General features: G+C 75.5%; 18 protein-coding genes. 12 read left to right on the forward strand and 6 right to left on the reverse strand.

Annotated features, from left to right (window positions below; translation table 11 throughout):
* Positions 1–369: 369 nt before the first annotated feature.
* From galE to EPD83_RS05060, 3 genes are all read right to left on the reverse strand, one after another.
* Positions 370–1389 (reverse strand): UDP-glucose 4-epimerase GalE, encoded by a 1020-nt coding sequence (galE, locus tag EPD83_RS05050; RefSeq protein WP_128367787.1) that lies wholly within the window; start codon positions 1387–1389, stop codon positions 370–372.
* A gap of 72 nt (positions 1390–1461) precedes the next feature.
* Positions 1462–1842 carry a phage holin family protein gene (locus tag EPD83_RS05055; RefSeq protein WP_235950352.1) on the reverse strand — a complete coding sequence of 127 codons (381 nt, stop codon included), beginning with the start codon at positions 1840–1842 and terminating at the stop codon, positions 1462–1464.
* A gap of 111 nt (positions 1843–1953) precedes the next feature.
* A complete protein-coding gene (locus EPD83_RS05060) occupies positions 1954–2796 on the reverse strand; it encodes an aldo/keto reductase (RefSeq protein ID WP_128367280.1) in 843 nt (280 codons plus the stop codon).
* Positions 2797–2884: 88 nt separating this feature from the next.
* Between EPD83_RS05060 and hisC the strand changes: the two genes are divergently transcribed.
* Positions 2885–4003, forward strand: coding sequence for a histidinol-phosphate transaminase (hisC, locus tag EPD83_RS05065; RefSeq protein ID WP_128367279.1), 1119 nt, complete (start codon positions 2885–2887; stop codon positions 4001–4003).
* Positions 4004–4007: 4 nt separating this feature from the next.
* Entirely contained in the window at positions 4008–5060 is a 1053-nt protein-coding gene (locus tag EPD83_RS05070) for an NAD-dependent epimerase/dehydratase family protein (protein WP_128367278.1), read from the forward strand.
* 36 nt (positions 5061–5096) lie between these two features.
* Here EPD83_RS05070 and EPD83_RS05075 read toward each other — a convergent pair whose 3' ends face one another.
* Positions 5097–6512 (reverse strand): hypothetical protein, encoded by a 1416-nt coding sequence (locus EPD83_RS05075; RefSeq protein WP_165566289.1) that lies wholly within the window; start codon positions 6510–6512, stop codon positions 5097–5099.
* A gap of 171 nt (positions 6513–6683) precedes the next feature.
* Between EPD83_RS05075 and EPD83_RS05080 the strand changes: the two genes are divergently transcribed.
* The 10 genes from EPD83_RS05080 (at position 6684) to EPD83_RS05125 (ending at position 17267) form a co-directional block, all read left to right on the forward strand.
* Positions 6684–7358, forward strand: coding sequence for a glycosyltransferase family 2 protein (locus EPD83_RS05080; RefSeq protein WP_128366544.1), 675 nt, complete (start codon positions 6684–6686; stop codon positions 7356–7358).
* The gene (locus EPD83_RS05085; protein ID WP_128366543.1) at positions 7355–8044 is read left to right on the forward strand and encodes a TIGR04282 family arsenosugar biosynthesis glycosyltransferase; all 690 of its coding nucleotides are present in this window, start codon (positions 7355–7357) and stop codon (positions 8042–8044) included. Before EPD83_RS05080 ends, EPD83_RS05085 begins: the two co-directional genes overlap by 4 nt.
* Complete coding sequence (locus EPD83_RS05090; RefSeq protein ID WP_128366542.1) at positions 8044–9225, forward strand: molybdopterin-dependent oxidoreductase; 1182 nt, start codon at positions 8044–8046, stop codon at positions 9223–9225. The genes EPD83_RS05085 and EPD83_RS05090 overlap by 1 nt, the downstream gene beginning before the upstream one ends.
* Positions 9222–9710: a hypothetical protein gene (locus EPD83_RS05095; RefSeq protein WP_128366541.1), complete on the forward strand. Its 489-nt coding sequence runs from the start codon at positions 9222–9224 to the stop codon at positions 9708–9710. Before EPD83_RS05090 ends, EPD83_RS05095 begins: the two co-directional genes overlap by 4 nt.
* A gap of 31 nt (positions 9711–9741) precedes the next feature.
* Entirely contained in the window at positions 9742–11418 is a 1677-nt protein-coding gene (locus EPD83_RS05100; protein WP_128366540.1) for an alpha-amylase family protein, read from the forward strand.
* A gap of 139 nt (positions 11419–11557) precedes the next feature.
* Positions 11558–11962, forward strand: coding sequence for a hypothetical protein (locus EPD83_RS05105; RefSeq protein ID WP_128366539.1), 405 nt, complete (start codon positions 11558–11560; stop codon positions 11960–11962).
* 155 nt (positions 11963–12117) lie between these two features.
* Positions 12118–13317 (forward strand): pyruvate dehydrogenase (acetyl-transferring) E1 component subunit alpha, encoded by a 1200-nt coding sequence (pdhA, locus tag EPD83_RS05110; RefSeq protein WP_407676013.1) that lies wholly within the window; start codon positions 12118–12120, stop codon positions 13315–13317.
* Positions 13314–14285, forward strand: coding sequence for an alpha-ketoacid dehydrogenase subunit beta (locus tag EPD83_RS05115; protein ID WP_205859420.1), 972 nt, complete (start codon positions 13314–13316; stop codon positions 14283–14285). Before pdhA ends, EPD83_RS05115 begins: the two co-directional genes overlap by 4 nt.
* Before the next feature lie 15 nt (positions 14286–14300).
* The gene (locus tag EPD83_RS05120; RefSeq protein WP_165566290.1) at positions 14301–15791 is read left to right on the forward strand and encodes a dihydrolipoamide acetyltransferase family protein; all 1491 of its coding nucleotides are present in this window, start codon (positions 14301–14303) and stop codon (positions 15789–15791) included.
* Positions 15792–15794: 3 nt separating this feature from the next.
* Positions 15795–17267, forward strand: a complete 1473-nt coding sequence (locus tag EPD83_RS05125; protein WP_165566291.1) for a Rossmann-fold NAD(P)-binding domain-containing protein — start codon at positions 15795–15797, stop codon at positions 17265–17267.
* A 134-nt stretch (positions 17268–17401) separates the two neighbouring features.
* Here EPD83_RS05125 and EPD83_RS05130 read toward each other — a convergent pair whose 3' ends face one another.
* Positions 17402–18553, reverse strand: a complete 1152-nt coding sequence (locus tag EPD83_RS05130) for an RNA polymerase sigma factor (RefSeq protein ID WP_235950353.1) — start codon at positions 18551–18553, stop codon at positions 17402–17404.
* Complete coding sequence (locus EPD83_RS05135) at positions 18550–18957, reverse strand: YciI family protein (RefSeq protein WP_128368532.1); 408 nt, start codon at positions 18955–18957, stop codon at positions 18550–18552. The genes EPD83_RS05130 and EPD83_RS05135 overlap by 4 nt, the downstream gene beginning before the upstream one ends.
* Positions 18958–19080 lie beyond the last annotated feature (123 nt).

Below are 19080 nucleotides of genomic sequence, written 5' to 3' on the forward strand. Positions count from 1 at the left end.
CGCCACCCCCGCCGCCGGGTGCGGCCGCGGACCCGTCGCCGGCCGCACCGGCCGAGCCACCGCCGGCCGAGCCACCGCCGGCGGAGCCGGTCGTGCCGGCCGCGCCGGACACCGCGGCTCCGCCCGCCCCGCCGTCGGGCCCGTCGACGGCGCCGGTCATGCCCGCCCGTGACGTCCCGGCCAAGCCCCCTCCCGGCACCGACCCGAGGGACCGGCCGGACCCCGCCGACACGGGCGATGGCGAGGACCCCTCGCCGCCGCCTCCGCCCCCGCCGCCGTCCTGGGCCGGCGGCGACTGACGCGGCGACGCGTCCGCGCGCCTGCCCGCGACCCGCGCAGGGCCGGGCCGGCGACCAGCGTCGCCGAGGGTCAGGCGTCGGGGTAGCCGTCGGGGTTGCGCGACTGCCAGCGCCAGCTGTCGGCGCACATGTCGTCGACGGTGCGCTCGGCCCGCCAGCCGAGGTCGGCCTGCGCTCGCGACGCGTCCGCGTACGACGCCGCGACGTCACCCGGACGCCGGGCGACGACCTCGTAGGGCAGCGTGTGGCCGCAGGCCCGCTCGAAGGCCTGGAGCAGCTCCAGCACCGAGGTGCCGTGCCCGGTGCCGAGGTTCCACGTCGACACCGGCTGCTCGGTGGAGCGCAGCCGCTCCAGGGCGGCGACGTGCCCGGCGGCGAGGTCCTCGACGTGGATGTAGTCGCGCACGCCCGTGCCGTCGACCGTCGGGTAGTCGTCGCCGAAGACGTAGAGCCGCTCCCGCCGCCCCACGGCGACCTGGGCGAGGTAGGGCATGAGGTTGTTCGGCACGTCCGAGGGGTCCTCGCCGATGGTCCCCGACGCGTGTGCCCCGACCGGGTTGAAGTACCGCAGCAGCGCGACGCGCCACGTGGGGTCGGCGGCGGCGACGTCGCGCAGCACCTGCTCCTGCATGACCTTGGTCCAGCCGTAGGGGTTGGTCGCCGAGGTCGGCAGGTCCTCGTGCATCGGCACCGGCGCGTCGGCGCCGTAGACCGTCGCCGAGGACGAGAACACCAGCGTGCGCACCCCGTGTCGGCGCATGGCGCGCACGAGCGAGAACGTCGACCCGAGGTTGTTCTCGTAGTACTCCAGCGGCTTCTCCGTGCTCTCCCCGACCGCCTTGAGGCCGGCGAAGTGGATGACGGCGTCGAACCGCTCGTGGGCGAAGAGGTGCTCGGTCTTGTCCTGGTCGGTGAGGTCGAAGGAGCGCACGTCGAGCGGCTGTCCGGTGATGGCCTCGACGCGCCCGACGACGGTCGGCTTGGCGTTCGTGAAGGAGTCGACGACGACGACGTCGTGCCCGGCTGCGACGAGCTGCACGACGGTGTGGGAGCCGATGTAGCCGGCACCGCCGGAGACGAGGACGCGCATGGGGTCCACCGTAGCCAGCGGCCGGGGCGCCGCGCCGTCACCGTCCGCCGGCGGGCCGCGCGGCCGGCGGGCTCAGTCCTCCGGCAGGACGATGTTCAGCGCCCAGGACACGAGCGTGATGACGAGCGCCGCGAGCACAGCCGACCAGAAGAAGTGGTCGATGGTGAAGGACAGCCCGATGGCGTCGCTGACCCACTCGGTGATCTGGAGCATGAACGCGTTGACGACGAACGTGAACAGCCCGAGCGTGAGGACGATGAACGGGAAGGAGAAGAACGTCGCGATCGGCTTGACGACGGCGTTGACCAGGCCGAACAGCAGCGCGACGAGGACGATCGTCACGGCCTTGGAGGTCCAGGCCGCCTGGTCCTCGGCCAGGTCGACGCCCGGCACGACGAGCGCGGCCACCCAGAGGGCGACGGCGTTGACCGCGACGCGGACGAGGAAGTTCATCACGCGCTCAGTCTGGCACGGACGGGACGCCGGTCGCGGTGCGCGACGGGTGGGCGCGGCGGTCGGGGTGGCCACGCCGAGGGCGGCGGCACGACCGCGGTCGGCGTCGCGTCACATCTCCTCGTGGACGTCCGGGTCGCCGTCGAACAGCCGGCCGTCCGGACGGGCGAGCCCGCTGATGGCGTGCACCTCGTCCTCGGTGAGCGCGAAGCCCTCGACGTCGAGGTTGGCCCGCTGCCGCTCCGGCGTCCCGGACTTCGGCAGCGGCATCGAGCCCACCTGCACGTGCCAGCGCAGGATGACCTGCCCGGGCGTCACGTCGTGGGCGGCGGCCGCCGCGGCCACAGGGTCGGCGTCGAACGGGGCCTGCCGCTTGCCGAGCGGGCTCCAGGCCTGGGTGAGGATCCCCATCCGCTCGTGCACGGCCCGCATCTCGGCCTGGGGGAAGAGAGGGTGCAGCTCGATCTGGTTTAGCGCCGGCGTCACCCCGGTCTCCTCGACGATGCGGGTGAGGTGCGCCTCTGTGAAGTTGCTGACCCCGATCGTGGTCACCAGCCCCTCGCGCTGGGCCTCGACCAGGGCCGCCCAGGCCTGGGGGTACAGGTCCTGGCTGGGGTTGGGCCAGTGGATGAGGGCCACGTCGATCCGGTCCAGCCCGAGGCGGCCGGCCGAGTCCCGCAGCGACTGCAGGGCGAGGTCGTGCGCGTGGTGGCGGCCGGGGATCTTCGTCGCGACCCGCACCTCCTCACGGGGGACGTCGCTGCGGCGCAGGGCCTCGCCGACCTCCTCCTCGTTGCCGTAGTTCACGGCCGTGTCGAGGTAGCGGTAGCCGGCGTGGAGGGCGGACACCATGGCCTCGACGCCGTCGGCACCCGACAGCGGGTAGGTGCCGAAGCCGACGAGCGGGGCCGTCGTGCCGTCGGAGAGGTGGTGCGAGGTGGGGTTGGGCGTCATGCCCGGCACGCTACGCGCCGCCCGGGCCCCGGCCCCGGCCGCACCACCGCCGGAGGGGCCGGCCCCGGCCCGGCCATAGAGTGACGGCATGACCGAGGACCCCCTCGCCGAGGCCGGCGTGCCGGCCCCGCCCGTGCGGCTGCGCGGCGCGCTCGACACCCTCCCCGCCTACACCCCCGGCCGCCCGGCGACGGTGCGCGAGGGGCTGACCGCGTACAAGATCAGCAGCAACGAGAACCCCTACCCGCCGCTGCCCTCCGTGCTCGACGCCGTGCGCGAGGCCGCCGCCGGGATGAACCGCTACCCCGATATGGCCGTGGCGACCCTGACGACGCGCATCGCCGCCCACCTCGGGGTGCCGCCGGAGCGGATCTCGACCGGGCCCGGGTCGGTCGGCGTCCTCGACCAGCTCGTGCGCGCCACGTGCGACGACGGCGACGAGGTCGTCTTCGCCTGGCGCTCCTTCGAGGCCTACCCGATCCTCGTCACGCTCGCCGGCGCCCGGCCGGTCATGGTGCCGCTGGCGCCCGGGGCCCGCCACGACCTGGACGCGATGGCCGACGCCGTCACCGACCGCACCCGGATGGTCCTCGTCTGCACGCCGAACAACCCCACCGGGACGACGGTCGGCGCCGCCGAGCTCGAGGCGTTCCTCGACCGCGTCCCGCAGGACGTCCTCGTCGTCCTCGACGAGGCCTACGTCGAGTTCGTCGACGCCCCGGACGCCCCCGACGCCCTCGCCGTGCACGCCGCCCGCGAGAACGTCGTCGTCCTGCGGACCTTCTCCAAGGCCTACGGGCTCGCCGGGCTGCGGGTCGGCTACGCCGTGGCGCACGAGCCCGTGGCCGAGGCGCTGCGCAAGGCCGCCCTGCCCTTCGGCGTCAACACCCTGGCCCAGGTGGCCGCGGTGTCCTCGCTGGAGGCCGGCGACGAGCTGGTGGTGCGCGTGAAGGACCTCGTCGCCGAGCGCGAGCGCACCGTCGCCGCGCTGCGCGAGCAGGGCTGGGAGATCCCCGACCAGCAGGCCAACTTCGTGTGGCTCGACCTCGGGGAGGACACCGCCGCCTTCGCCGAGGCCTGCGACGCCGAGGGCCTCACCGTCCGGCCGTACCTCACCGACGGCGTGCGTGCGACGGTCGCCGAGCCCGAGGCGAACAACCGGCTCGTCGAGGTCGCCGGCCGCTTCCTCGCCGACCACCCCCGCTGACGACGTGCGCGTCCTCCTCACCGGCGCGGCCGGGTTCATCGGGACGGCGACGTGGCGCGAGCTCGTCGCCGACGGGCACGAGGTCGTCGCCCTCGACCTCCTCCTGCCGCAGGCCCACGGCCGGGCGACGCGCGAGGACCCGCCGGCCGGCGTCCACGTGCTCGACGTCCGTGACGTCGCGGCCTGGTCGGACCTGCTCGAGGGCGCCGACGCCGTGCTGCACCTCGCGGCCATGGTCGGGGCCGGGGCGAGCGCCGACGACCTGCCGCTCTACGCCGGCCACAACGACCTCGGGACGGCGGCGGTGCTGTCCGCGATGCACGCCCGCGGCGTCGACCGGTTCGTCCAGGCGTCGTCGATGGTCGTCTACGGCGAGGGCCGCTACACGTGTCCGGACCACGGCGCGCAGGCCCCGGGCCCGCGGACCGCGGCCGCGTTGGACGCCGGCGACTTCGACACCCCGTGCCCGGTGTGCGGCGGGCCGCTGGACTGGGCGCTCGTCGACGAGGACGCGCCGCTCGACCCGCGGTCCAGCTACGCCGTGAGCAAGGTGGCGCAGGAGGGGTACGCGTCGGCGTGGGTGCGGCAGTCGCCCGGCGCCGCGGTGTCGCTGCGCTACCACAACGTCTACGGGCCGGGCATGCCGCGGGACACCCCGTACTCCGGGGTCGCCGCGCTGTTCCGGTCGGCGCTGGAGCGTGGCGAGCCGCCGACCGTGTTCGAGGACGGCCGGCAGATGCGCGACTTCGTCCACGTCGACGACGTCGCCCGGGCCAACGTCGCCGCGCTGCGGTCGGTCGCCGGCGCCGACCTCGCGACGCACCGGGCGTACAACGTCTGCTCCGGGCGGCCGGTGGCGATCGCGGACGTCGCGCGGCACGTTGCGCACGGGGCGGACTCGGCGCTGGAGCCGCGGGTCACCGGGCAGTACCGGATCGGGGACGTGCGGCACGTCGTCGCCTCCCCCGAGCGGGCCGGGGCGGAGCTCGGCTTCACCGCGCAGGTCACCCCGGAGGACGGCCTGGCCGCGTTCGCCACCGCCCCCCTGCGCCCCTGAGCACGCCCGCCCCCGGCGACGCCGGGGCAGGCGCCGTCACCAGACGGTTCTGACGAGGTGCTGGACGAGCAGGGCCAGCACGCCCTGGCCGACCAGGCCCCAGCGCTGCCAGCGCGGCGGCAGCCACAGCACCGACAGCAGCAGCCACGGGATGAACGGCAGCCAGATCCGCTCGACCTCGGCCTTGGACATGAGCGAGGCGTCGGCGACGAGCACCATGGCCACGCCACCAAGGAGCAGGGGCGCGACGGCCCGCTCCCACGCCGCGGCCCGGGCGCGTCCGGCCGCCGTCCGCAGCCGCCACACGGGGACCGAGGCCGCGCCGAGCCCGGCCGCGAGCAGCAGCCCGGCCGAGAGCCCGAGGTCCCCGAGGTTGCCGACCACCCAGTAGGCGGCGGGTCGCCGGCTGGCGACGTCGCCGGGCACCCAGTACCGGTCGTGGAGCACGGGGAACGCCTCCCACCAGGCGAAGCCGAACGGTACGAAGGCGAGGACGACGAGGAGCGTCACCCCCGCCGTCACGACGGCGAGGACGGCCCGCTCTCGCACGGGCCCGCCGACGGCGACGAGGACCCCGAGCGCCAGCAGCGCGACGAGCCCGAGGCCGTAGGACTCCATGAGGCACCACCCGAGCAGCAGCCCCGCGACGACGGCGAGCCCCCAGCGCCGGGCCCCGGTCGCGGCGCCCGCGGCCGCGAGCGCCGCCATGCCCCACGCCACCGTGGCCGCGAACACCGCGTCCGCCGACACCGCGAGGAAGACCGCCGACGGCCCGAGGACGAGGACCGGCAGCACCGTCCGGGCGGCCGCCCGCGCGCCGAGCCGGTCCAGCGTCACCGCGACCGCGGCGGGGATGGTGGCCGCGACGGCGACGACGATGGGCCCGGCCACCTGCCAGGCGCCGAGGCCGATCCGGTCCAGGCCGACGAACATGAGCACCGCGCCGGGCGGGTGTCCGGCCAGGTGCACGGGCCAGTGGTCCGGGGCGTCCAGCGGGATGCGCTCGACGTAGACGCGCAGCATCTCGCCGACGTCGTCGATCTTGCGGGCGCTCTCGAGGTACTCCGTGCCGTGGTCGAGGATCTTGCCGACCCCGCGCGGGCCGTCGACCAGCGCCAGCGAGAACATCCAGACCATCGCGACGAGCCAGGACAGCAGCAGCAGCCGCCGCCAGGGGAGCACCGCGACGCGGGTCCGCCACCCCGGCCGGGCCGCGAGCCCGACGAGCAGGAGGGCGACGACGCTGCTCGGCCCCACCCGCAGCACCCAGTCGCCGATGAGCGGCGGTGCGCCGCCGGCCGTCACCTCGAGGTCGAACAGGGGCGGGACGAGCATCGACACGGCGACGACGGCGACCCCGACGGCGAGCCCGACCCAGGCCCGGCGGCCCGCGCCGGGGTCCGGGACCGTGGGGGCGTCGACGCCCGGCCGGGTCGTCGTCGAGGAGGTCACGCGTCCCAGCATGCCTGGCGCGGAGCCGCCCGCCCCACCGCCGCCCCGGCGGACGTCACCGGTCCGTGAGAACCGGGCGGGCGACTCGCACCCCCGCGGCGGGTGCGCGTCACCGGTCCGTAAGGGCGTCTGGCGGCGCCGGTTCCGCCGGCTGCCCCTATCGTCGAGCCCGTGACCATCCTCTGCGACCTCGTCCTCCCCTGCCGGGACGAGGCGGCGGCCCTCCCCGGGGTGCTCGCCGACCTGCCGGCCGGGCTGCGGGCCGTCGTCGTCGACAACGGGTCCACCGACGGCACGGCCGAGGTCGCCCGCGGCCTCGGCGCCACCGTCGTCCACGAGCCGACCCCCGGCTACGGCGCGGCCGTGCACGCCGGGATCGAGGCCGCGTCCGCCGAGTACGTCGCCGTCCTCGACGGCGACGGCTCGATGGACGTCCGCGAGGTCCTGCCGCTGCTCGAGGAGGTGCGCGCCGGGCGGTCGAGCATGGCCTGCGGCCGGCGGCGGCCCTCGGCCCGCGGCGTCTGGCCGTGGCACGCCCGGGCCGGGAACGCCGTCGTGCTCGCCTGGCTGCGCCACCGCACCGGGCTGCCGGTGCGCGACATCGCCCCGATGCGGGTGTGCCGGCGCGAGGACCTGCTCGCCCTCGGCGTCCGCGACCGCCGCTTCGGCTACCCCGTCGAGATGCTCGTCCGCGCCCAGCGCGCCGGCTGGGTCCTCACCGAGCACGACATCACCTACCGCCCGCGCGCCGAGGGCACCCGCTCCAAGGTGTCGGGGTCGGTCACGGGCACGGTCCGCGCCGGGCGCGACTTCGCGAAGGTCCTCGCGACGGAGGGCCTGCGATGAGGGGCAGCGTCCTCGTCATGGCCAAGGCGCCGGTCGCCGGCCGCGCCAAGACCCGCCTGGCCGCCGTCGTCGGGGACGCGGTGGCCGCCGACCTCGCCGCCGCCGCGCTGCTGGACACCCTCGAGGCCGCGGCCGAGGCCTACCCCGAGGGCCGGCGCGTCCTCGCGCTGGCCGGCGACCTGGCCGAGGCCGCCCGCGAGCAGGAGGTCCGCGCAGCTGCCGCGCACTGGCTCGTGGTCCCGCAGAGCGGCGCCGACTTCGCCGCCCGGCTCGTCGACGGCCACCGCCAGGCGCACCGGCTGGCCGGCGGGCCGGTGCTCCAGGTCGGCATGGACACCCCGCAGGTCACCGGCGCGCTGCTGCGCGAGGTGGCGGCGCTCGCCCACGACGGCCGGCGGCCGGTGCTCGGCCCCGCGCTCGACGGCGGCTGGTGGGTGCTCGTGACGACCCACCCGGACCAGGCCGACGCCCTGGCCGCCGTCCCGACGAGCCGGCCCGACACCGGCAGCCTCACCGCGAAGGCGCTGGCCGCGGCGGGGCACCCCTCCCTCGCGGCCCCGGCGCTGCGCGACGTCGACGAGGTCGAGGACGCCCACGCCGTCGCGGCGGAGGCCCCGACGACCCGCTTCGCCCAGCTCTGGCGCGACCACGCGGGCCTGCCCGCCCACCGCGAGGAGCGCGGCTGATGGCGGCGGGGACGCGCGAGCTGAGCGGGGTCGCGGCGCGGATCGAGGCGCGGATCCCGCGTCCGGAGGACTTCGACAGCGACCTGCGCGGACCCCGGACGGCGGCCCGGGTCGGGACGTGGCTCGGGGTCGCCTTCGGGGTCTGCTTCCTCACCGGTCTCTACAGCCACTACCTCCAACACCCGACGCCGGCCGTGCCCCTCGCGACGGGTCCGGCGCGCCTCTACCAGGTGACGCAGGGGCTGCACGTCGCCGCGGGGACGGCCGCCGTGCCGCTGCTGCTCGTCAAGCTGTGGTCGGTCTTCCCGCGGCTGCTCGGACGCCCACCGCTGGAGCCGCGGCGGCTCGTGCTGCACGTCCTCGAGAAGGGCTCGATCGCGCTGCTCGTGTCCTCCGCGGTCTTCCAGCTCGCCACCGGCCTGCCCAACAGCGCGCAGTGGTACCCGTGGCGGTTCGACTTCATCGCCGCGCACTTCGCCGTCGGGTGGGTGGCCGCGGGGTCGGTGCTGCTCCACGTGGCGGTCAAGCTGCCGGTCATCCGCGAGGCCTTCGGGGTCCCGCCCGAGACCCGGCCGGCCACGGCGGGCGCGCCGTCGCGGCGGACGCTGCTGCGCGCGACCTGGGTCGCGGCGGCCGTCGCCGTCGTCGCGACGACCGCGGCCCAGACGCCGCTGCGCCGGATCGCCGTGCTGGCGGTCCGCTCCGGGAACGGCCCGCAGGGGGTGCCGGTCAACCGCAGCGCCGCCGGGGCGCTGGTCGCCGACCTCGTCCAGGACCCGGGGTGGCGGCTGCAGGTCAGCGGCCCCACCGGCTCGGTCGAGCTGTCGCTGGAGGACCTGCGGGCGATGCCGCAGCACGAGGCGGTGCTGCCCATCGCGTGCGTCGAGGGCTGGAGCGCCAGTGGCACCTGGGGCGGGGTCCCGGTGCGCGACGTCGCGGCCCTCGTCGGCGGCACCCCCGACGACGACGTCACCGTCCGCTCGCTCCAGCCGCGCGGCGCCTACCGGGAGAGCACCCTGCCCGCCGCCTGGGTCGCGAAGCAGGACTCGCTGCTGGCGCTGACCCTGGGCGGGGAGCCGCTGCACCCCGACCACGGCTACCCCTGCCGGCTCATCGCGCCCGCCCGGCCCGGGGTCCTGCAGACCAAGTGGCTCACCGAGGTCGAGGTGGTGCGGGCATGACCGCCGGCCCCGACGCCACGCCGGTCGGAGCCGCTCCGGCCGGCCGCGGGGTCCTCGTCACCCGCGTCGTGCTCGGCGCCGCCGGGCTCCTCGTCCTCGGCTACGGCCTCGTGCTGCTCCTCGGCTCGGGGACCCAGCAGCTGCTCGCCGTCGCGACCTGGCTCGTCGGCGGGGTCGTCCTCCACGACGCCGTGATCGCGCCCGTGGTCGTCGGGCTCGGGGTGCTGGCGGCGGCCCGGGTCCCGGACCGGCTGCGCACCCCCCTGGTCGGGCTGCTCGTCGTCCTCGGCCCGCTCACCCTCGCCGCCGTCCCCGTCCTCGGCCGCTACGGCGCCCGCCCGGACAACCCCACCCTCCTGGACCGGCCGTACTGGGCCGGCTACCTCGCCATCGTCGTCCTGGCCCTGCTCGCCGTCGCGGCCTGGACCGCGCGCCGGCGCCCGTCCGCCGGACCGGCCGGGCCCGGGGACGACGCCGCCCGTTGACGAACCGCCGCCGGTCCGGTTGCGTGGGCGCATGCGCAGCAGCGACGTCGGTGACGTGTGGTGGAAGTCGGCGGTCGTGTACTGCGCCGACGTCCAGACCTTCCAGGACTCCGACGGGGACGGCTGCGGCGACCTGCGCGGCCTGACCGACCGCCTGGAGTACCTCGCCGACCTCGGCGTCACCGTCCTGTGGCTCATGCCGCTCTACCCGACGGCCGGCCGCGACGACGGCTACGACATCACCGACTTCCTCGGCGTCGACCCGCGGCTCGGCACGCTCGGCGACGTCGTGGAGCTCGTGCGCGCCGCCGACGCGTGCGGCATCCGGGTCATCGTCGACTTCGTCATGAACCACACCTCGGACCGGCACCCGTGGTTCCGCGCGGCCCGGCGCAGCACCGAGGACCCCCACCGCGACTGGTACGTGTGGTCCACCCGCGAGCCGCGCTCCACGAAGGACGAGGTCGTCTTCCCCGACGCGGAGGACAGCATCTGGGAGCTCGACGAGAAGACCGGCGAGTACTACCTGCACCACTTCTACAAGACCCAGCCCGACCTCAACGTCGCCCATCCACAGGTGCGCGAGGAGATCGCCCGCACCCTGGGCTTCTGGCTGCAGCTGGGCGTCTCGGGCTTCCGCATCGACGCCGTGCCCTTCCTCTTCCAGACCGACGACTACCCCGGCGCCCACGAGGGCTCCTTCGACCCCATGCGCTACCTCGGCGACGTCCGCAAGTACGTGACCCGGCGGCTCGGCAACGCCGCGCTGCTCGGCGAGGTCAACCTGCCCTACGCCGGCCAGAAGGAGTTCTTCGGCGGCGGGGACGGCGACGGCCTCAACATGCAGTTCGACTTCAACGGCATGCAGGCCATGTACCTGTCCCTGGCCCGCGGTGACGCCGGGCCGCTCGCCGCCGCCCTCACCGAGCGACCCGCGCTCGACGTCACGAGCCAGTGGGCCAACTTCGTGCGCAACCACGACGAGCTGACCCTGGACAAGCTCACCCCCGCTGAGCGCCGGGAGGTGTTCGCCGCCTTCGGGCCCGAGAAGGACATGCAGCTGTACGACCGCGGGCTACGGCGGCGCCTGCCGCCGATGCTCGGCGGGGACCCGCGGCGCGTCCGCTGCGTGTACTCGCTGATGTTCTCGCTGCCCGGCACGCCCACCCTCTTCTACGGCGAGGAGATCGGGATGGGCGAGAACCTCGACGTGCCGGGCCGGCTGGCGGTCCGCACCCCGATGCAGTGGAACGCCGGCGAGAACGGCGGCTTCTCGACCGCGCCGCGCCGCCGCCTGACCCGCCCGGTCGTCCGGGGCCCCTACGGTCCGGAGCACGTCAACGTCCGCGACCAGCGCCGCGACCCCGGTTCGCTGTGGTCGTTCGTGCGCACCCTGATCCGCCGGTACCGGCAGATGCCCGAGCTCGGCTGGTCGAGCCCGCAGGTGCTGGAGCACGACACCCCCGCGGTGCTCGCGCACCTCGCGTGCTGTGACGACTGGCGGATGCTCGCGGTGCACAACCTCGGCCCGGAGACGGCGGCGGTCTCGCTGCGCCTGGAGGACGCCGACGGGCTCGTGCTGCACGACGTCCTCGGCGACGGCGCGGAGCACCCGGTGGGCGACGGGGGCGCGGTCGAGCTCGTCCTGGAGCCTTACGAGGGCCGGTGGCTGCGGCTGCTGCGGCCCGGGCAGGAGCCCTTCGCCTGAGCCCGTCCGGGGCGTCGACACCCCCGACCGGGGCCCTGACCTGCGGACGGGGGTTGACCGACGGCCGCCGCGTCGGGCACTCTCGACCCCGGACCGACGTCGCTCCGCGTCCGTCCTCCCTCTGCGAAGGCCCCCTGCCATGCCGACCTCCCCCTCCCGCCGCACCCTGACCTCGGCCGCCGCCTGGGCCGTCCCCGTCATCGCCGTGGGCGCCGCCGCGCCCGCCCTGGCCGCCAGCACCGTCCCGTGCCCGAGCGCGACGCGGGTCAGCGTCACCGACACCGGGTCCGGCAACAACAAGACCAGGACCGTGGTCCTGCGGTTCGCCGGCCTCGTCGTGGGACAGACCTACACCGCGTCCATCCGGGTCACCGACCCCCGGGGCACCCAGACCTCGTCCACCATCTCCTTCACGGCCAACGCGACGGCCCAGAACGTGACGTTCGTCGTGCCGCGGGAGGACAACGGGTCCAACACGACGGTCACGAACATCTCCTACACGGTGGTCGTCGTCGGCGGGCAGACCTGCACCGGCACGGTCTGAGCCCCCGCGGGGCGACGCACCTGCTGCCGCACGTCCCGGCCTGGCGGGTACGGTAAGGCCGACACCGGCCGTGACCGCCCGCCACACCCCGCGCTGCGGTCACGACGACCCCCAGGACGGCCCTCGTCACCCGTGGGCCGGAACAGGAGTGCGTAGTGAGCGACAACGAGGTCGCCCCCCTCGAGACCGCGTACGGCGTGGACCACCACGTCACCCGGGCCGACGCCCCGGACCGGCCCGCCCAGGAGGGCGGTCCGGACATGGTCCAGCTGCTCTCGCCCGAGGGGGAGCGCGTCCCGCACCCGGAGCTCGACGGCATCGTCGACGCCCTGTCCGACGAGGCGCTGCGCGGCCTGTACCGCGACCTCGCCCTCGTCCGTCGCTTCGACGCGGAGGCCACCGCGCTCCAGCGCCAGGGCGAGCTCGGCCTCTGGGCCAGCCTGCTCGGCCAGGAGGCCGCGCAGGTCGGCTCCGGGCGGGCGCTGCGCCGACAGGACTACGCCTTCCCCACCTACCGCGAGCACGGCGTCGCCTGGTGCCGCGGGGTGGACCCGGTGAACCTCCTCGGCATGTTCCGCGGGGTCAACCACGGCGGCTGGGACCCCAACGAGAAGAACTTCCACCTCTACACGATCATCATCGGGGCCCAGACGCTGCACGCCACCGGCTACGCGATGGGCGTCCAGCGCGACGGTGACGTCGGCACCGGCGACGAGGGCCGCGACACCGCCGTCATCGCCTACTTCGGCGACGGCGCGACCTCGCAGGGGGATGTGTCCGAGGCGCTCGTCTTCGCCGGCGTGAACAACAGCCCGGTCGTGTTCTTCTGCCAGAACAACCAGTGGGCCATCTCCGAGCCGAACGAGAAGCAGACCCGCGCGCCGCTCTGGCACCGGGCCCGCGGCTTCGGCTTCCCCGGCATCCGCGTCGACGGCAACGACGTCCTCGCCGTCTACGCCGTCACCAAGCAGGCCCTCGACGCCGCCCGGACCGGCCAGGGCCCGACCTTCGTCGAGGCCTTCACCTACCGGATGGGCGCGCACACCACGTCCGACGACCCGACGAAGTACCGCGTCTCGGCCGAGGTCGAGGTGTGGAAGCACCGCGACCCCATCGAGCGGTACAAGCGCTGGCTCACGACGACCGGCAAGGCCGACGCCGACTTCTTCGACGCGGTCGACGCCGAGGCCGACGAGCTCGGCGGCTCGGTCCGCGAGCGCTGCCTGGCCATGCCCGACCCCGAGGGTCCGGAGATGTTCCGGCACGTCTACGCCGAGGAGCACCCGGTGACGGCGCGGGAGCGGGAGTGGTTCGAGGGCTACCACGCCTCGTTCGAGGAGGAGGTGGCCCGGTGAGCAGCACGACGCTGGCCAAGGGCATCACCTCCGGGCTGCGGGCCGCGATGGAGAAGGACGCGCGGGTCGTCCTCCTCGGCGAGGACATCGGCAAGCTCGGCGGGGTCTTCCGGGTCACCGAGGGCCTCCAGAAGGACTTCGGCGAGGACCGGGTCATCGACACCCCGCTGGCCGAGGCCGGCATCGTCGGCACGGCCATCGGCATGGCCCTGCGCGGCTACCGGCCGGTCGTGGAGATCCAGTTCGACGGCTTCGTCTACCCCGCCTTCGACCACATCGTCAGCCAGGTCGCCAAGCTGCACTCGCGCTCGCTCGGCACGGTGCGCATGCCGATGGTCATCCGCATCCCGTTCGGCGGCGGCATCGGCGCCGTCGAGCACCACAGCGAGTCCAACGAGACCTACTTCGCGCACACCGCCGGCCTGCGGGTCGTCGCGTGCTCGAACCCCCACGACGCGCACTGGATGATCCGGCAGGCCGTCGAGTCCGACGACCCGGTGATCTTCTACGAGCCCAAGCGCCGCTACTGGGACAAGGGCGAGGTCGGCGAGGCCCCAGACGGCGACCTCGGGAGCGCCCGCGTCGTGCGCGAGGGCGACGACGTCACGCTGCTGGCGTACGGGCCGATGGTCAAGACCTGCCTCCAGGCCGCCACCGCCGCCGAGGAGGACGGCCGCTCGCTCGAGGTGGTCGACCTGCGCTCGCTGTCCCCGCTGGACACCGGCGCGGTCCTGGCCTCGGCCCGCAAGACGGGCCGCGTCGTCGTCGTCCACGAGGCCTCGACCTTCCTCGGCATCGGCGCGGAGCTGTCCGCGATGCTCACCGAGGAGGCGTTCTACGAGCTCGAAGCGCCGGTGCTGCGGGTCGGCGGCTACAACGTGCCCTACCCGCCGAGCCGGCTGGAGGAGGAGTTCCTCCCCGACCTCGACCGGGTGCTCGACGCCGTCGACCGTTCGCTCGCGTACTGAAAGGCACTGCCGCAGATGGCTGTTCGGACGTTCAAGCTCCCGGACCCCGGGGAAGGCCTCACCGAGGCCGAGATCGTCACCTGGCACGTCGCGCCCGGTGACACCGTGAAGGTCAACGACGTCGTCGTCGAGATCGAGACCGCCAAGTCGCTCGTCGAGCTGCCCGTGCCGTTCTCCGGCACCGTCGGCGAGCTGCTCGTCGCCGAGGGCGACACCGTCGAGGTGGGCACCCCGATCGTCACCGTCGACGACGGCACGGACGCCGGGCCCCCCGCGGCCCCGGCCGAGCGGGCGTCCACGTCCGGGGAGGCCGCGGGCGCGTCCGGCTCCGGCGGGTCGGCGGCACCGGCCACGCCGGCGACGCCCGAGCGCACCGCCGTGCTCGTCGGGTACGGGGTGAAGCAGACCGAGGCCAAGCGTCGGGCGCGCAAGGCCCCGGCCGAGGCCCGGTCGGTCGAGACCTCGCTGGCATCGCCCGCCGCCGGTGACGGCCCCGCCGTCCGCCGGCCCGAGCCGCACCACGAGCCGCCGGAGCAGCCCCCCGCCGGGCTGCCCTACGGCCCGGCGTCGACGGCGCGGTCGGACGCGACGCCCGGTGAGCGGGTGCGGGCGCTGGCCAAGCCGCCGGTGCGCAAGCTCGCGAAGGACCTCGGCGTCGACCTGCTCGCGGTCACCCCGTCCGGCGATGGCGGCGTCGTCACGCGTGCCGACGTCGAGGCCGCCGCCGCCTCGGACCGGGCGGGCGCGGAGAGCGTGCCGGCCACGGCAGCCGGCTCGTCGTCCGCGGAGTCGCCGGGTGAGACCCGCGTCCCGGTCAAGGGCGTGCGGAAGATGACCGCGCAGGCCATGGTCGCCTCCGCCTTCACCGCACCGCACGTCACCGAGTGGCTGACGGTCGACGTCACGGCGACGATGGAGCTCGTCGACCGGCTGCGAGCCGACCGCGAGTTCCGCGACGTCCGGGTCACCCCGCTGCTCGTCGTCGCCAAGGCCATGTGCCTCGCGGCGCGCCGGCACCCCGAGGTCAACGCCAGCTGGGACGAGGACGCCCAGGAGATCGTGCTCAAGCACGGGGTCAACCTCGGCATCGCCGCGGCGACGCCGCGCGGGCTCGTCGTCCCGAACGTCAAGGGCGCGGACCGGATGACGATGCGCGAGCTCGCGGAGGCCATCGGCGACCTCACCGCCACCGCGCGCGAGGGCCGCACCCCGCCGGCGGACATGGCCGGCGGGACGATGACCGTGACGAACGTCGGCGTCTTCGGCATCGACGCCGGCACCCCGATCCTCAACCCCGGCGAGGCCGCGATCCTCGCCTTCGGCTCGGTGACACGGCGGCCGTGGGTCGTCGGCGGCGGCGCCGAGGAGCGGATCGAGCCGCGTTGGGTCACGACGCTCGCGCTGTCCTTCGACCACCGGCTCGTCGACGGCGAGCTCGGGTCGCGCTTCCTCGCCGACGTCGCCGCGGTCCTCGCGGACCCGGCGCGCGGGCTCGTCTGGGGCTGACGCGTGGCCGGTGAGCACGGGGTCGTCTTCCCCGAGGTCGACGGGCGCCGCTCGACGTCGGCCACCGGTCGGGCCGTCGTCGCCGACGCACTGCGGCCGGTCGACCCCGTCGGTGCCGACGCCGCGGCCCGCGAGACGAGCTGGCGCAGCGGCTACGGTCCGCACTTCCGGCGGCTCGTCGAGGCGGGGCTGCCGAGCTACGGCGCCGCGCGCTCGATCGCCGAGGCCGGGCTCGCCTCCGTGCACGCCCGCATGCGGTGGGCGCCGCAGGACGGCGAGGAGCAGGTGCTCGGGGCCGCGATGGCGGGGCCGCTCGCCGAGATGTCCGCCGGGTCGGCCGAGCGGGTCGGCACCGAGACCGTCGCGGGGACCGGCCGCCCGGACACCGCCCTCACCGTGCCCTACCGCGGGCGCCGGCTCGCGGGCGACGACCTGCGTCGGCAGCTCGACACCTGGGTCGCGGCCGGGGTCGTCGAGCCGAGCCTGCGCGAGGCTGTCACGGCCGTCCTGGAGAACCCGGACTGGCTGCGGCTCGACGGCCGCACCGTCGTCGTCCTCGGCGCCGCCGCCGAGATGGGGCCGCTGCGGGCGCTGCTGCGCTGGGGCGCCACGGTCGCCGCGGTGGACCTGCCGCGCCCGGACCTGTGGACCCGCCTGCTCGACGACACCCGCGACCTCGCGGGCCGGCTCGTCGTCCCCGTCCGGCCGGGGCCGGAGGACCTGCCGCAGCGCGCCGGGCTCGACGTCCTGCACGACCTGCCGGCGGCGAGCGCCTGGACCAGCGCGCTGCCGGGGCCGCTCGTGCTTGGCAACTACGTCTACGCCGACGGGTCGACCAACGTCCGGGTGAGCGTGGCGGTCGACGCCCTCACCGAGGCCGTGCGGCGGCAGCGCTCGGAGGTGGCGCTGGCGTTCCTAGCCACGCCCACCGACGTCTTCGCGGTGCCCGGCGCGGCCGTCGACGCCGCCGTCGAGGCGTACGCGCAGCGGCGGACGTCCAAGCTGCTGCGGGTCCCGCTGCGCACGGTGTCCGGCGGCCGGCTGCTGCGGCGCAACTACCTGCCGGGCGTCGACCCCGGCATCAACGACTCCGTCGTCACCCAGCAGGGCCCGAACTACCTGCTGGCCAAGCGGGTCCAGCGCTGGCGGGCCACCGCGGCGCGGGCCGAGGGCGCCGCCGTGTCCTTCAAGGTCGCGCCGCCCACCCGCACCCGATCGGTCGTCCGCAACCGGGCGCTGGCCGCGGCGTACTCCGGCGCGCACCGGTTCGGTGTCGAGGTCTTCGAGCCCGGGACGGCGAACACGCTCATGGCCGCTCTGCTCGTCCACGACCTCGTCGCCCGGCCGCCCGCACAGGACCACCCGTGGCAGGACGAGGCGTTCGCCGCCGCGCACGGCGGCCTCTGGCGGTGCGCCTACGACCCGCGCAGCGCCCTCGGCCTCGCCGCCCTCCTCGGCGCCGCCTCCGCCCGCTGACCCCCCGCCCCCTTCCCCCTCTTCCTCCCGCGCCCCCTCCCCTCCCCCCTCCCGCGCCCCCTCTCTCCTCTCCCCCCTCCCCCGAATGTGTGTGAACACGCCGGGATCTCCCGGCGTGTTCACACACGTTCGTGCTAGAGGAGCTGGTGCAGGCGTGCGGCCTGCCGCGTCAGGTGGGTGCGTTCCGGCACGCTCGTCGCGGCGTCGGCGGCCTCGCGGTAGAGGCGCGCGGCGGCCCGGAGGTCGCCGGACCGCTCGTGCAGGTGCGCGGCGACGGCGGCGTGCCGCGGCACGGACGGGTCGACCTCGGCCAGCGCCCGCAGGCCGGCCGGGCCGCCGTCGGCCTCCCCGACGGCCACGGCGCGGTTCAGCCGGTGCACGGGGCTGTCGGTGATCGCGACGAGCTCGTCGTACCACTCGCTGATCTGCACCCAGTCGGTGTCCTCGGCCCGCAGTGCGTCGGCGTGCAGCGCGGCGATGGCGGCCTGCGCCTGGTACTCCCCGAGCCGGTCCCGGGCCAGCGCGGCCTGGAGGATCCCCACCCCCTCGGCGACGAGGTCGGTGCGCCAGAGCCGCCGGTCCTGCTCCGGCAGCGGGACCAGCGCCCCGCCGGCCGACGTCCGCGCCGGACGCCGGGCGTGGTGCAGCAGAAACAGCGCGAGCAGCCCCTGCACCTCGGGCTCGTCGGTGAGCGTCACGAGCTGCCGGGCCAGCCGGATCGCCTCCGCCGCCAGGTCGACGTCGCCGCCGTAGCCCTCGTTGAAGACGAGGTAGAGCACCCGCATGACGGTGCCGAGGTCGCCCGGGGTGTCGAGCGGGATCCCGGCCACGGTGCGCTTGGCGCGGCTGATGCGCTGCGCCATCGTCGCCTCCGGCACGAGGTGCGCCGCGGCGACCTGACGCGTCGTCAGCCCGCCGATCGCCCGGAGCGTCAGCGCCGTCGCGGCCGCAGGGGACAGCGACGGGTGCGCGCAGAGGAAGTACAGGCGCAACGTGTCGTCGGACCGGGCCGCCGGGCCGGGTGGCGGCTCGTCGGCCACCCGGTCCTCGCGGTCCCGCCGGGAGGACTCGGACCGCACCGTGTCGACGTGACGGCGCCAGGCGGCGGTGACGAGCCAGCCCTTGGCGTCGCGGGGTGGGTCGTCCGGCCAGGTCCGGACCGCCGCGACGAGCGCCTCCTGGACGGCGTCCTCGGCCGACGCGAAGTCCGCCCCGCGGCGGACGAGGACGCCGAGCACCTCGGGGACGACGGCCCGGAGCAGGCCCTCGTCCAGCGGGGTGCTCACTCGCCGGCGTTCGGCCGGTCGTCGAGGAAGGGCCGCAGCTCGAGCCACTCACCGAGCGGCCGGCCACCGGCGGCCGGGGCGGAGGACAGCTCGGCCGCGACCTCGAGGGCGCGCTCCTCGCTGTCGACGTCAATGGCCATCCAGCCCGCGACGAGATCCTTGGTCTCGGCGAACGGGCCGTCGACGACCGGCGGCTTGCCCTCGCCGTCGTAGCGGACCCACGTGCCGCCGGGGGAGAGCGCCTGCGCGTCGACGAACTCGCCGGACTCGCGCAGCCGGTCGGCGAGGTCGTCCATGAACCGGACGTGCGCGTCGACCTCCTCCGGGCTCCAGCGGTCCATCGGCACGTCGTTCACGGGCGCCTTGCCACCCCGGTAGTGCTTGAGCAGCAGGTACTTGGCCATGGTCGGCTCCTCTCGGTGGTGCGGCCCATTCTGGCCGCGCTCACCCCTGGGACGGAGCCGACCGCCCGTTCTCGACATCGCCCCTCCCGCGTCGGTCCGGCGCGAACGTGTGTGAACACGCCG

The sequence above is a fragment of the Phycicoccus flavus genome (assembly GCF_004025965.2).
GTDB classification, from domain to species: Bacteria; Actinomycetota; Actinomycetes; order Actinomycetales; family Dermatophilaceae; genus Phycicoccus; species Phycicoccus flavus.

Excerpts from the sequence above, each read along its gene's own strand:
- galE (WP_128367787.1), bottom strand. The coding sequence starts at position 1,389 with ATGCGCGTCCTCGTCTCCGGCGGTGCCGGCTACATCGGCTCCCACACC.
- EPD83_RS05055 (WP_235950352.1), bottom strand. The coding sequence starts at position 1,842 with ATGAACTTCCTCGTCCGCGTCGCGGTCAACGCCGTCGCCCTCTGGGTG.
- EPD83_RS05060 (WP_128367280.1), bottom strand. The coding sequence starts at position 2,796 with ATGACGCCCAACCCCACCTCGCACCACCTCTCCGACGGCACGACGGCC.
- hisC (WP_128367279.1), top strand. The coding sequence starts at position 2,885 with ATGACCGAGGACCCCCTCGCCGAGGCCGGCGTGCCGGCCCCGCCCGTG.
- EPD83_RS05085 (WP_128366543.1), top strand. The coding sequence starts at position 7,355 with ATGAGGGGCAGCGTCCTCGTCATGGCCAAGGCGCCGGTCGCCGGCCGC.
- EPD83_RS05090 (WP_128366542.1), top strand. The coding sequence starts at position 8,044 with ATGGCGGCGGGGACGCGCGAGCTGAGCGGGGTCGCGGCGCGGATCGAG.
- EPD83_RS05095 (WP_128366541.1), top strand. The coding sequence starts at position 9,222 with ATGACCGCCGGCCCCGACGCCACGCCGGTCGGAGCCGCTCCGGCCGGC.
- EPD83_RS05100 (WP_128366540.1), top strand. The coding sequence starts at position 9,742 with ATGCGCAGCAGCGACGTCGGTGACGTGTGGTGGAAGTCGGCGGTCGTG.
- EPD83_RS05105 (WP_128366539.1), top strand. The coding sequence starts at position 11,558 with ATGCCGACCTCCCCCTCCCGCCGCACCCTGACCTCGGCCGCCGCCTGG.
- EPD83_RS05120 (WP_165566290.1), top strand. The coding sequence starts at position 14,301 with ATGGCTGTTCGGACGTTCAAGCTCCCGGACCCCGGGGAAGGCCTCACC.
- EPD83_RS05135 (WP_128368532.1), bottom strand. The coding sequence starts at position 18,957 with ATGGCCAAGTACCTGCTGCTCAAGCACTACCGGGGTGGCAAGGCGCCC.